Origin of the sequence: Aminiphilus circumscriptus DSM 16581 (genome assembly GCF_000526375.1) — a bacterium.
Lineage (GTDB): Bacteria > Synergistota > Synergistia > Synergistales > Aminiphilaceae > Aminiphilus > Aminiphilus circumscriptus.
This window is the reverse complement of sequence record NZ_JAFY01000002.1, coordinates 1,184,726-1,197,638: the sequence shown is the minus strand read 5'-3', so window position 1 is coordinate 1,197,638 and position 12,913 is coordinate 1,184,726. Positions and strand designations below refer to the sequence as shown.

12 protein-coding genes and 1 riboswitch are annotated in these 12,913 nt (G+C 61.5%); of the genes, 11 read left to right on the top strand and 1 reads right to left on the bottom strand.

Annotated features, from left to right (window positions below):
- The first annotated feature begins 37 nt into the window (after positions 1-37).
- The 9 genes from K349_RS0106255 (at position 38) to K349_RS0106205 (ending at position 9,423) form a co-directional block, all read left to right on the top strand.
- Complete coding sequence (locus tag K349_RS0106255; RefSeq protein ID WP_026368971.1) at positions 38-766, top strand: response regulator; 729 nt, start codon at positions 38-40, stop codon at positions 764-766.
- A gap of 122 nt (positions 767-888) precedes the next feature.
- Complete coding sequence (locus K349_RS0106250; protein WP_026368970.1) at positions 889-1,725, top strand: XdhC family protein; 837 nt, start codon at positions 889-891, stop codon at positions 1,723-1,725.
- Between the two features lie 468 nt (positions 1,726-2,193).
- The gene (locus K349_RS0106240) at positions 2,194-2,679 is read left to right on the top strand and encodes an NADH-quinone oxidoreductase subunit NuoE family protein (RefSeq protein WP_026368968.1); all 486 of its coding nucleotides are present in this window, start codon (positions 2,194-2,196) and stop codon (positions 2,677-2,679) included.
- A gap of 16 nt (positions 2,680-2,695) precedes the next feature.
- Positions 2,696-3,094 (top strand): (2Fe-2S) ferredoxin domain-containing protein, encoded by a 399-nt coding sequence (locus K349_RS0106235; protein WP_026368967.1) that lies wholly within the window; start codon positions 2,696-2,698, stop codon positions 3,092-3,094.
- A gap of 32 nt (positions 3,095-3,126) precedes the next feature.
- Entirely contained in the window at positions 3,127-4,920 is a 1,794-nt protein-coding gene (gene nuoF, locus K349_RS0106230) for an NADH-quinone oxidoreductase subunit NuoF (RefSeq protein ID WP_026368966.1), read from the top strand.
- Between the two features lie 19 nt (positions 4,921-4,939).
- Positions 4,940-6,709, top strand: a complete 1,770-nt coding sequence (locus K349_RS0106225; RefSeq protein ID WP_034264294.1) for an NADH-dependent [FeFe] hydrogenase, group A6 — start codon at positions 4,940-4,942, stop codon at positions 6,707-6,709.
- A gap of 170 nt (positions 6,710-6,879) precedes the next feature.
- The gene (locus tag K349_RS0106215; protein WP_026368964.1) at positions 6,880-7,716 is read left to right on the top strand and encodes an ABC transporter permease; all 837 of its coding nucleotides are present in this window, start codon (positions 6,880-6,882) and stop codon (positions 7,714-7,716) included.
- The gene (locus K349_RS0106210) at positions 7,712-8,461 is read left to right on the top strand and encodes an ABC transporter ATP-binding protein (protein ID WP_034264291.1); all 750 of its coding nucleotides are present in this window, start codon (positions 7,712-7,714) and stop codon (positions 8,459-8,461) included. Before K349_RS0106215 ends, K349_RS0106210 begins: the two co-directional genes overlap by 5 nt.
- Positions 8,462-8,475: 14 nt before the next feature.
- Entirely contained in the window at positions 8,476-9,423 is a 948-nt protein-coding gene (locus tag K349_RS0106205; protein WP_026368962.1) for an ABC transporter substrate-binding protein, read from the top strand.
- Positions 9,424-9,441: 18 nt separating this feature from the next.
- On the opposite strand, the gene K349_RS0106200 is transcribed toward K349_RS0106205, so the two are convergent.
- Positions 9,442-10,566 carry a putative sulfate/molybdate transporter gene (locus tag K349_RS0106200; protein ID WP_026368961.1) on the bottom strand — a complete coding sequence of 375 codons (1,125 nt, stop codon included), beginning with the start codon at positions 10,564-10,566 and terminating at the stop codon, positions 9,442-9,444.
- A 202-nt stretch (positions 10,567-10,768) separates the two neighbouring features.
- Between K349_RS0106200 and K349_RS0106195 the strand changes: the two genes are divergently transcribed.
- A complete protein-coding gene (locus K349_RS0106195) occupies positions 10,769-11,614 on the top strand; it encodes an extracellular solute-binding protein (protein ID WP_026368960.1) in 846 nt (281 codons plus the stop codon).
- A gap of 30 nt (positions 11,615-11,644) precedes the next feature.
- Positions 11,645-11,767: riboswitch (molybdenum cofactor riboswitch) on the top strand.
- Between the two features lie 62 nt (positions 11,768-11,829).
- Positions 11,830-12,897 carry an ABC transporter substrate-binding protein gene (locus tag K349_RS0106190; protein WP_026368959.1) on the top strand — a complete coding sequence of 356 codons (1,068 nt, stop codon included), beginning with the start codon at positions 11,830-11,832 and terminating at the stop codon, positions 12,895-12,897.
- Positions 12,898-12,913: the final 16 nt, after the last annotated feature.

The window sequence follows — 12,913 nt, the reverse complement described above, 5'->3', positions numbered from 1 at the left end:
TCGTCGGGTCAAGCGACCTCACCCGGGAGATTCGGTCATGAGAGGTCCGTTCGTACCCCATTCTCTCGACGCGATCGTCGCCGAACAGGATTCCTCCCAGAGAAGCCTCTATGCCGATCTGGTGCGAGAGCAACCCGGCTACCGCCTTGTCGGAGAAGTCGGTTCCGGTGAAACGCTCCTCTCCTTTCTCGCCGACGAACCTCCCCAGTTAGTGGTGCTCGACTTCGCCCTTCCCGGCCTGGGAGGACTCGAGGGCTTCCGCAAGGCCCGCAGCGACTATCCCCGGCTGGATTGGGTGGTCCTTGTCCGTCCGGAAGAGCCCGATGTGATTCGCGGCGCGATCTGTCTGGGCGCTTTCGACTGCCTCATCCGCCCCTTTCTTTCCTCCCGTCTCCGGGCAGCGCTCTCGGCATACCGCACATTCCATCGAGAACTGGTGACCCGCCGTACTCCCTGGCGGCAGGACGAACTGGATCACCTGGTAGGGCTGAAACGAGGCGCCATTCCCCCCGATTCGAGCGTGTTTCCCAAGGGAATTCAAAATCGCATCCTCGAGAAGGTCAAACGACTCCTCCGGGATGCCCCAGGGGGGCTCTCCGCCTCCGAAGCGGCGGAACATCTCGGCATGGGGCGCTCCACGACCCGGCGCTACCTCGAGTATCTCGCCGAGACATCCCAGGTGACCATCGATTTTGATGTAGCACCCGTGGGCAGGCCTTCGAAACGGTACGTGGCCCTCTCGGGAACACCACAGCGACACTGTTGAAACACTATCACGACGCCATCCGAAACACCGGAGAAACAAACACACCGTTCCTTTGGGACGACACACGCGACAAAGGGCGATGCAGAGTTGTTCATGCGATTCGAAGGGAGCGGAGAGTACCGATGAATCAGGCCATTCTCGAACAGATCATGAAAGACCTCGCCAAGGGCGTTCCGGGAGTTCTGTGCACCGTGGTCGACGTGGAGGGCTCCACACCGCGAAATGTGGGCGCCTCCATGTGGGTGAGCCCCGACGGAAGCATCTCCGGCACCGTGGGCGGAGGCGTCTTCGAACACCACACCATTCGAGAAGCATTGGCATTGCTGAATTCAGAAAGAGATCACGCCCTTTACAAGGAAGGACTTCACTGCGACGGATCGGATCCGAACAGCGCCGCCTGTGGCGGCGACATCTCCGTCTTTCTGGAAGTCGTCGGTCGGGAACGGGAACTCGTGATCTTCGGCGCGGGACACGTGGGCAAAGCCCTTGCCCAGGCAGGACAGTTCGCTGGATTTCGCGTCTTCGTCTGGGACGAGCGGGAGGAATTCGCCAACGCCGAAAACATCCCCTGGGGCACCACCATCGCCTGCCCCCTGGAGGAAATTTTCGACAGAGGGCTGAAGCTGCACGGACGAAGTTTCGTCGTCATCGCCACCAGAGGACACGCCCTCGATTCAGAGGTGGTAAAGACCATCGAACACTGCGACGCCGCCTACGTGGGCATGATCGGATCCATGCGCAAGATCGCCTTCGTTCGGAAACGCCTCCTCGACGAAGGAGTCTCGGAAGCCCATCTGAACCGTATCTACCAGCCCGTCGGCCTTCCCATCCGGGCGGAGACACCCGAGGAGATCGCCATCTCCGTGGTGGCGGAACTCATTGCGGTACTCCGCAAGGGGGATCTGTCCTCCCTCAGGAAGGGACTCAACGGAGGCAACACACCCGCAACGCGGGAATGAACCGAGAACACGGAACACCCCGTGGAATCGACGAAGACCGTCGGAAACACCTGTTCCTTTTCGAAGAAAAGCGGCGTTGCATTCTTCGCTGTAATACATATTATGTAAACCTGTTTCTCTCCATGAGGAAGGAGGAGGGCTGTATGTTTGATTCGGGTCCGTACGTGCGACATCCGACTCCGTAACACATTTCGCTTTCTCCCGCCTTCGAAGCCCGAATACACGTAAAAAAATCGCCCGAGCGTCCTTCTTGCAAGGCGAATGTGGGAATTCACCTTGCGGAAAGGAGGAGAGGCGTGTTTTTTTGCCTTGACTAGAGATTTTTTTCACGATATGGTGTATGCAGGGGATTGCAGGGCCGGTTTCGACATCTTTCCTTCGAAAGTGCCGAAACAGCGGGTGCGTGTCGTCGCAAGGCACCCGGGCGGAAATCATCCACCCCCTATTGAAGAAAAAGGAGGCCATGCAATGTGCACATGCTCTGTCAAAGAGGATCCGCGCTTCACTGAACTTGCGGATTTCATCGCCTCGCTTCCGGATCGGAAGGGAGAACTCATCACCGTCCTCCACAAAGCCCAGGGGATTTTCGGCTATCTTCCCCGGGAGGTTCAGGAATTCGTGGCGGAACACATGGAACTCTCCCTCGCCAAGGTCTACGGTGTCGTCAAGTTCTACTCCTTCTTCACCATGACACCCAAGGGACGTTTCCCCATTTCGGTCTGCATGGGAACCGCCTGCTATGTCCGAGGCGCCGAAGATATCGTGGCGGAACTGTCCAAACAGTTGAACATTTCCGTCGGAGGAGTGACGGAGGATGGAAAGTTCTCCCTGGACACACTCCGCTGCGTGGGGGCCTGTGGTCTGGCTCCGGTGGTCATCGTGGGGGAAAAGGTGTACGGACGAGTCGTGCCCAAGGACATCGAGGGCATACTCGCCGAGTACGCCCAAGCCTGATCCGGAGGTGAACATCATGTCAAAAATCCAATCCCTCGATGCTCTCAGAAAGCTTCAGAAAGAACTCACCAGCGCCACGGATCTTCGCGAAAAAGGGCAGAACATCGAACGGCTCGTGCAGGTGAAGGTCAGCATGTCCACCTGCGGCATCGCCTCCGGGGCACGGGAGACGCTTGCGGAGTTCATGCGCCTTGCGAAAGAGCGGGGACTGACGGAGATCGTCTTCACCCAGACGGGATGCATGGGCTACTGTCACTCGGAACCCACCGTGGAGATCACGCGCCCGGGAGAAGAGCCCGTCGTCTATGGCAATGTCAAGGGCGACCGCATCCGGGAAATCCTTGACAGCTACATTCTCCGCGGCGAAATGGTGGACGGGATCATTCCCACGGCCTACCGGACCATCCACGAATGAGTCGGACGGACGCGAAAGGAGAACCACAACCCATGCCGGAAATCAAAATGCACCTCCTGGTCTGCTGCGGTACCGGCTGCATCTCCTCCCAGAGCGACCGGATCGTGGAGAGCCTGAAAACCGCGCTGAAAAACCGCAATCTGCAGGACGAGGTGAAGGTGGTCCTGTCGGGATGCTTCGGCTTTTGTGAAAAAGGTCCCATCGTCAAGGTGGCGCCGGACAATACCTTCTACGTCCAGGTCCGCCCCGAGGACGCCCAGGAAATCGTGGACGAGCACGTTCTCAAGGGACGCAAGGTGCATCGCCTGCTCTACGTGGATCCCAAGACGGAAGAGCATATCGCCGATTCCAAGCACATGGGCTTCTACAAGAAACAGATGCGCATCGCCCTGCGGAACTGCGGCTTCATCGACCCGGAGAACATCAACGAGTACATCGCCCAGGGAGGCTACCAGGCCCTCGGCAAGGCACTCTCGGAGATGACGCCCAAGGACGTCGTGGAAGAGATGAAAAAATCCGGCCTCCGCGGTCGGGGCGGCGGCGGTTTTCCCACGGGACTCAAGTGGGATTTCGCGGCGAAACAGCGGGGGGGAACGAAGTACGTCATCTGCAATGCCGACGAGGGCGACCCCGGTGCATTCATGGACCGCTCCATTCTCGAAGGAGACCCCCACTCGGTGGTGGAGGCCATGGCCATCTGCGGCTACGCCATCGGCGCACAAAAAGGCATGGTCTACATCCGTGCGGAATATCCCCTCGCGGTGAAACGCCTCCGCAAAGCCATCGACGACGCCCGCGCGACGGGCCTTCTCGGAGAGGACATTCTCGGAACAGGATTTTCCTTCGACATCGAACTCCGCTACGGTGCGGGAGCCTTCGTCTGCGGCGAAGAGACGGCCCTGATCCGTTCTTTGGAGGGCGAACGGGGCGAGCCGACGAGCAAGCCGCCCTTCCCCGCCGAAAAGGGATTCTGGGGCAAACCCTCGAACGTGAACAACGTGGAGACCTTCGCCAATGTACCGGTGATCCTCACCAAGGGAGCCGACTGGTTCGCTTCCATCGGAACCGAGAAATCCAAGGGGACCAAGGTCTTCGCTCTGGCGGGAAAGGTGAACAACGTGGGGCTCGTGGAAGTGCCCATGGGCACCACGCTTCGGGAGGTCATCTTCGACATCGGCGGAGGCATCCGGGACGGCAAAAAATTCAAGGCGGTCCAGACCGGAGGTCCCTCGGGAGGATGTCTCACGAGCAAGCACCTGGACACGCCCATCGACTTCGACAACCTTATCGCGGCGGGCTCCATGATGGGCTCCGGCGGCATGATCGTCCTGGACGAGGACAACTGCATGGTCTCGGTAGCCAAGTTCTACCTGGAGTTCACGGTGGACGAGTCCTGCGGCAAGTGCACCCCCTGCCGCGTGGGCAACAAGCGTCTCCATGAAATTCTCGAGAAGATCACCCAGGGACACGGCACTGAAGAGGACCTCACCCTTCTCCGCTCTCTTGCGCAGACCATCAAGGACACGTCCCTCTGCGGCCTCGGACAGACCGCGCCGAACCCGGTGCTCTCCACGCTGGACAACTTCTGGGACGAATACGAGGCCCATGTCCGGGAGAAACGCTGCCCTTCGGGGAAATGCAAGGCGCTGCTCTCCTTCGTCATCGATCCCGAAAAATGCAAGGGCTGCACGCTCTGCACACGGGTCTGCCCCGTGGGAGCCATCACGGGCAAGGTGCGGGAACCTCACCTGATCGATCAGGAAACGTGCATCAAGTGCGGCGCCTGCGCATCGACCTGCAAGTTCGATGCCATCGTCAAGAAGTGAAGATCGGAGGAGTCGTAGAATGCCGGAATCGATAGTGCATCTGAAAATAGACGGAAAAAACGTGGAGGTCCCCAAGGGATCGACGATCCTGGACGCGGCCCGCAAGCTCGACATCGACGTGCCGACCCTCTGTCACTTGAACCTCGAGGGAACGCCCATGGTGAACAAATCCGCCTCGTGCCGCATCTGCGTTGTGGAGGTCAAGGGACGGCGCAACCTCGCTCCCGCCTGCGCCACTCCCGCGGACGAGGGGATGGAGGTCCGCACCAACACGATCAGGGTCCTCAATGCGCGCAAGACGGTTCTCGAACTGCTCCTGTCGGACCATCCGAAGGACTGCCTCATCTGCGCCAAGAGCGGCAATTGCGAACTCCAGGAACTCGCGGAACGTTTCTGCCTTCGGGAAAACCGTTTCGACGGAGGCGAGCAGAGCCACTACGCCCGAGACATCTCTCCCGCGCTGATCCGGGACATGGACAAGTGCGTTCTCTGCCGTCGCTGTGAGACCATGTGCAACGACGTCCAGACCGTGGGAGTCCTGTCCGGAGTGAACAGAGGCTTTAAGGCCGTGGTGGCCCCCGCCTTCGAGATGCCTCTGGAGGAATCGGTCTGCACGTTCTGCGGCCAGTGCACCGCCGTGTGCCCCACGGGAGCGCTGGTGGAGCGGGACTATTCATGGAAGGTCATCGAGGCCCTCGCCGATCCGGACAAGGTCGTGGTGGTCCAGACCGCCCCGGCGGTGCGGGCGGCCCTCGGCGAACCCTTCGGCATGCCTCCCGGAACGCTCGTGACGGGAAAGATGGTGGCTGCGCTGCGGGCCATGGGCTTCGACTATGTCTTCGACACGGACTTCGCCGCCGACCTCACCATCATGGAGGAGGCCAGCGAATTCCTGGATCGTCTCACCCGGCATCTGCAGGGAGACACGTCGGTCCGCCTGCCGATCCTCACCTCCTGCTGCCCCGCCTGGGTCAAATTCTTCGAGCACCGCTATCCCGATCTGCTCGACGTTCCCTCCACGGCGAAATCACCCCAGCAGATGTTCGGCGCCATCGCCAAGACCTATTTCGCCGAGAAAATCGGCGTTCCCAAGGAGAAACTGGTGGTCGTCTCCGTCATGCCCTGTCTGGCGAAGAAATACGAATGTTCCCGGGAGGAATTCTCCTCCGGCGGCATCGCCGACGTGGACATGTCCATCTCCACCCGAGAGCTGGCGCACCTGATCCAGAGGGCGAACATCGATTTCCAGGGACTTCCCGACGAGGATTTCGACAAACCTCTGGGTGAATCCACCGGTGCGGCGGTCATCTTCGGCACGACGGGAGGCGTCATCGAAGCCGCCGTACGGAGCGCCGTGGAATGGGCCACCGGAAAGGCCCTCGCAAACGTGGACTTCGCCCAGCTCCGTGGCTTTGACGGATGCCGGGAGGCGACGCTCCAGGTGGGCGATCTGGCACTCCACATCGGCATCGCCCACGGCCTTGGCAATGCGCGCAAGCTCCTCGACGCGGTCCGCTCGGGAAGTGTCGCGCCCTTCCATGCCATCGAGATCATGGCCTGCCCCGGCGGCTGCGTGGGCGGCGGCGGACAGCCCTATCACCACGGACACATGGAGATCGTCCGCAAACGCGCCGAGGCACTCTACCGGGAGGACCTCGGCAAACCGCGCCGCAAATCCCACGAGAACCCGGACATCATCCGCCTCTACGAGGAATTTCTGGGCAAACCGCTGGGAGAGAAGTCTCACCATCTCCTGCACACGCACTATTTCAAACGTCACGGAATCTGATCGACAGAACGCAGAATGCCGACCCTCTCCGGTCTCGCCTTTTCGGCGAGACCGGAGAGGGTCGGCAAGACATCATCGAAAACACGGAGAAAACCCGGGAGAATGAGAGCGAAGGCAAATGCAGGCTCTATCAGACACGGCATGTTCTCTGCGGTAAGGAAACAGTCGTCATGACCGAAATGGAGAAAACACAGCAATCAGCCTCCGCCGACGTCGAACGGACGCATTCGGCTCCGTGCTCTTCCGGTCGTCCGATTGAAGGGCTGCTTTTTCCTCTCGTCATCCTCGGTTTTTGGTGGATCGGAAGTGCCCTGGAACTTTGGAACGTCTTTCTCCTCCCCTCTCCCGCCTCCGTGGGAAGAACCGCGGTCACGCTGATCCGGAACGGTGATCTCCCGCGTCATATCGGCGCCAGCAGCCTGCGCGTTTCCTGGGGCTTCGCCCTCTCCTGCCTGACGGCCCTTCCTCTCGGCGTTCTTTTGGGGCTCCGGCCGCGCCTCGGACGGTTCGTCAACGGAACACTCGAATTTCTACGTCACATTCCGCCTCTCGCGCTCCTGCCTCTGCTGCTTCTCTGGTTCGGCATCGGAGAAGCGTCCAAGACGGCCATCATCGTCCTGGCCGCGTTCTTTCCCGTCCTCCTCAACACCGTGGACGGCATTCGCCGCTGCGACGAAAATCTCATCGAAGTGGGAATCAGCCTCGGCCTCTCCGAGGGAGAACGTCTCCGGCGCATCCGTCTTCCCTGGGCGCTTCCGTCGATCCTGACGGGACTTCGGCTGGGGCTCGGGTACAGTTGGCGCGCCCTCATCGGCGCCGAGCTCATCGCCGCCTCGTCGGGGCTCGGCTATCTCATTCACGACGCCCAGGGGCTCTCCCGGTCGGACATCATCGTCGTGGCCATCGTCACCATGGGTTTTCTCGGAGCTCTGGTGGACGACCTTTTCTTCCGTCTGGCCAAACACCTCGTTCCCTGGAAAGGAGGCGACGGCCACGGAAGGAATTAGCCTCCAGGGCATCACAAAAAAATATCCCCTCGGGAAGGAAACCGTCAGCGCTCTCGACGGCCTTTCTCTCTTTCTTCCGAAGGGAAGTTTCACCGTCGTGCTCGGCAGAAGCGGTTCCGGAAAGACTACCCTTCTTCGCCTTCTCGCAGGATTGAAGAAACCCACGGAAGGGCGTATCCTCCTTCCGGAGGAGATCTCGGTCCGGGGTCGTTCCGCCGTGGGGTTCGTCTTTCAGGAACCCCGCCTCATGCCGTGGCTCACGGCGGGGGAAAACGTGGCTTTCGCCCTGAAGGGACGCCTCGACAAAGCGACCATCGCCGACCGAACGGCGTCGATTCTGGCGCTGCTCGGGCTTGAGGCATTCCGCGACGCCTACCCGGACCAGATCTCGGGCGGCATGGCGCAACGCATCGCCCTGGGGCGGACCCTCGCCCTCGATCCGGAGGTGGTGCTCATGGACGAGCCGTTCGGTGCCCTGGACTCTTTCACCCGCCGTCGTCTCCAGGACGAGATCACAGCGCTCCATCAAAGGACCGGCAAGACCTTCCTCTTCGTCACGCACGATGTGGAAGAAGCTCTGGCCCTGGGAGAAACCATCGTGGTCCTCGATGCCGGCCGCATCGCGGACCACCTGGACATCGCCCTTCCCCGGCCGAGGGAGACGGGCTGCCCCGAGTTTCTGCCTCTGCGTCGTCGGGTCCTGGAAGCCATCGTCGGCAAGGCACCTCTCGCCGAACATCGTTGAAGGAGGTCTTCGCCATGCGCACGCGATGCGCACGCTCCCTGCTCTCCGCCCTGCTCGTCCTCTTTTTCACGGGCACCGTCTCGAGTGGAGCCGCAACGGCACGCACGCTCTCCATTCCCTATGTGAAAGCGATGTTGAACATTCCGGCCATTCTGGAAGTGCGGCTCGGCCTTCTGGGAAAAGCCTTCGCCCGGGAAGACGTCACCGTGACACTCCGGCGGATCGACGCGGGACCGCTGCAGATTCAGGCATTGGCCTCCGGATCCATCGACCTCGCCAATTCCCTGGGAGGCACGCTCCTGCTGCCTGCCGCGGCCGCGGGACTCGATCTCCGGATCGTCGGCGTCAGTGCCCGCTCGCCCAAGACATTCGCATTGTTCACCACCGCACCGGAGATCCGCACCGTGGCGGATCTGGCCGGAAAAACCGTGGCATGTCCCAAGGGAACTCTGCCGCATCAGCTCTTGCATGAGGCTCTTCGTCAGGAGGGAATCGAGCCGTCCACGGTAACACTGCTTTCCCTGGCGCAACCCGAAGTACTGACGGTCCTTCTCGGCGGCAAAACGGATGCGGCGGCTCTGGGAGGCACGGCAGCGGATCGGGCAGCCGCGGCGGGAGCCCGTATTCTCGCGAACGGAGAGGGAAAGATCGGGGGAATCACCTATCTCGTGACCACCGGAGACTTCGCTCGAAAACACCCCGATCTGATTCGGCGTCTTCTCGAGGTCCGTGCGGAGGCAGTGGCGTTTCTGCGGGAGCACCCCGAGGAGGCATTTCGTCTGGCATCGGAAGAGACGGGGCTTTCCATTGAAGCCCTCCGGTCTCAGGCGGAACGCTCTGACTACGATCCGACGCTGCGTCCTTCCGACAGAGAGGATCTCGAACATGTGCAAACCTTTCTTCTCGACACGGAAATCCTTTCCGCGCCTCTGCCTCTGGAGGATCTGTACGCGCTGCCCTGACACACGGAAGGCATCGTGTCAGAGTTCCGGTTTTTTCTCATCGCCGGAAATGCGCGGGAGCAGGATGTGGTGTGCGAAGAGCCCCGCGAGAAAGCCGAAGGCCATGTTCGTCGCCAGAGAGACCGAAAGGGTGGCGAGGAGGGGAAGCAGATGCCGGTCGCGCTTCACGAGGACCAGTGACGTGGTGAGCTGGAGCCCCACCAGGAGCATCATGGCGCCGATGATGGCGCCGGGAAAGCGCTCGAAGAGCCGTGCCAGCGAACTGCCGAGAAAGAGCCCGAGCGTGACCTCGAGCACTCCCTCGATGATGTTGGCCCCGCCCGTCCTGGCGCCGAAGTAGTACTGCCCCGCGAGCCCTCCCGCGCCGGAACAGAGGGGAAAACCGCCGAGAAAGGCCCCGACGCAGTTCATGATGCCCATGTTCAGGGAAAGGCGTCGTTCGCTTATCCGCCGGTCCGGCCAGTATTCGCTGATGAGGGCGGACGTGGCGATCACCGCGTTGGTGGCCGTGAGGGGGATCTGGGCGAAACCGCCCTGGACCAGGGAATGCCACATGTCTCCCAGGGCGAAGCCCGTCAACGGGGGCAATGAGAATCGAATTCCCGGAAGGGACGCGAGATCTCCCCGCACGGCGAGGATGACCACCCCCATGCCCATGAGCACGAGCGCCGCGGGGGCGCGGGCGTTGTCCCGAAGCAGGAGCACCACGAGAACTGAGGCGACGCCGAGCAGCAGGTCCCCGTCGATGAGGCGCAGCGCCTCCATGGCGAGGAGCACCCCCAGGGATGCCTGGATTCCCCGCACCACCGAGGGAGGCGTGATCTTGGCAACGCGGTCGATGAGACCCGTGGCGGCGAAGAAGAGCCACACGAGCCCCATGGTGAAGGTCGATGCGAAGACCAGATAGGGGGGCCAGTGTCCCGCCACGGCAGTCACGGCAAGGACCTTCATGGGTTCCACGGGAAGCGGCAGACGGTACACGAGACCCGTGACGATGTTGGCGAGACCCATCACGACGAGAAAACCGGACGGATCGAGGCCACAGGTCACCATGTACCCCACCGCGAGAGGAAAGAGCGTGCCGAAATCACCCATGGAACCGGCGAGTTCACGCAGGGAAAACTCGAAGGAGCCATATTTCACGGGGATTCCCCCTTGCTTGAAAGAAGCGTGATTTTATCCACTCTAGGCACTGCGACACCACTCTGTCAACACGCGGGATTCCTTACGGACTGGATCGTCTTCGAATCGGCGAAGCGACTCTGCCGACGGAATGGCAATGCAGCCGTTCCGCCAAGAAACGGAGCGGGGGAAACCATGACACGGCATACGAGGAGGCACGGCCATGCACGAAACGACACTGCACATCCTGCACGCGGGGAGCCTTTCCAGAGTGATGGAAGAGTTGCGCCACCGTCTCGCGGAGCGGTTTCCGCATCTCTCCCTTCTCGGCAGAGGTGGAGGCAGCGTCGCTCTGGCGGAGGAAATCCTCCGGGGATCGCCTTGCGACCTGTATCTCACGGCGGACTACCGAAACATCGAGGATCTGCTCCGCGGAAGCGGAAAACTGATCCGCGCCGTGCGCTTCGCCTGCAACGCAAAGGTCTTGAGCTTCTCCGGCGCCTCCCGGTTCGCCGAACAGGTGAACGAGGCGAACTGGTTCGAGCTTCTCGCCGACCCGGAGGTGTGCCTCGCCTCCACGCCCCCCGACGCGGACCCAGGCGGCTACCGCACGCTCATGGTGCTGCAGCTCGCCGAACTCCACTACGGACGTCCCGGGCTTGCGGCGCGCATTCTGGACAACCCCCGGCGCCTCGTCCTGCCGGCGGAGACGCCGACCCACGAGATCAACGCCATGGCCCGTTCGGGCGTGATCGATTACATGATACGCTACCGCTCTTCCTCGGTGGATCTGGGCTTCCGCACCGTCCCGCTTCCCGGGGAGATCAACCTCGGCGATCCTCGACACGCCCCGTTCTACAAAAAGGCCTCGGTGGAACTCCATACCTTGGGAGGAACGATCACCGTGCGGGGGGAACCCATCGTCTACGGCGCCGCGATTCCCGAAAGCGCGAAACATCCCGAAGCGGCGGAGGCGTTTCTGGAACTACTCCTTTCGCCGGAAGGAACGGCGATTCTCGAAAGACGCGGCTTTATTCCCTTCACCGCCCAAATCGGCACCGCGTCTTGACGTCAATCCTGCATGCATGTTACAGTTGCCCGCGAAAACGGCCTCCGAGCCGTCTTCCCTAAGGGCGTCCACCACCGCCTAGGGGAAACGGCCAATGGGCGTACCCGGAAACAGGTGCGCCTCCCGCTTGGAAAGGAGGAAGCGGCGCTCATTCTGACGCCGCCTCCTGCCCCGGAGGCGGCGTTTTTTATTTCCCGAAAGGAGTGGAGGACGCAATGACAAGGCACGGCAGCATCGGAAAAAAGGGGTTCACGGCGCTTCTCGTCGCAGCGGCACTGTTCGTCACGGTCCTTCCCGCAGCGGCGCGGACCGTGACGGATCAGCTAGGACGGACCGTGGCAATTCCGGACAAGGTTGAGCGCGTGGTCTGCCTGCAGCATCACGCGCTCAACCTGATGCTCGAGATGCAGGCGGGAGACCGTCTCGTGGGCATTCTCGACACGTGGAAGAAGGACCTCTCCGAGGGGATCCTCAAAGTCTGGCCCAAACTCAATGAGCTGCCCATGCCCGGAGGACTCCGGGCCGTGAACGTGGAGGAAGTGCTCGCCCTCAAGCCAGACCTGGTGATCGTCACCCACTATTTCCCCAAGGAGTTCATCGAACAAATGGAAAAGGCGGGACTCCCCGTGGTGGCCTTTTCGTTCTACCGGGCGGACTACGAACAAGCCTCCCGGCTGAACCCAAAGCTTGTCGATCCGGACAAGGCCTACACGGAGGGAATGAAGGACGGCATCGCCCTCATGGGCGAGGTCCTCGGCACCCAGGACAAGGCGGCGGAACTCACCGCTTACATCATGGAAAAGCGCGCGCTGGTGGGCACGCGCCTCGCCGACGTCCCCGAGGAGAAAAAGATCCGCTGCTACATGGCGAACCCCGATCTGTACACCTACGGCTCCGGCAAATACACCGGAGTCATCATGGACCGGGCGGGCGGCAAAAACGTGGCGGCGGAACTCGACGGCTACCAGCAGGTCTCCATGGAACAGATCCTCCTCTGGGCACCCCAGGTCATCTTCGTGCAGGACCGGTACCGCAAGGTCTTCGACGAAATCCGCGCGGGAGGAACCTGGGCACAGCTCGACGCCGTGAAAGACGGCAAGGTCTACCTCACGCCGGAGTACGTGAAACCCTGGGGACACCCCTGCCCGGAGTCCATGGCCCTGGGTGAGCTGTGGATGGCCAAGAAACTCTATCCGGACCTCTTCGCCGACGTGGATCTCCAGGAAGCGGCGAACGACTTCTACACCCGCTTCTACGGCGTTCCCTATTCGGGGGAACACTGAGCATCCGTCGTCCCCG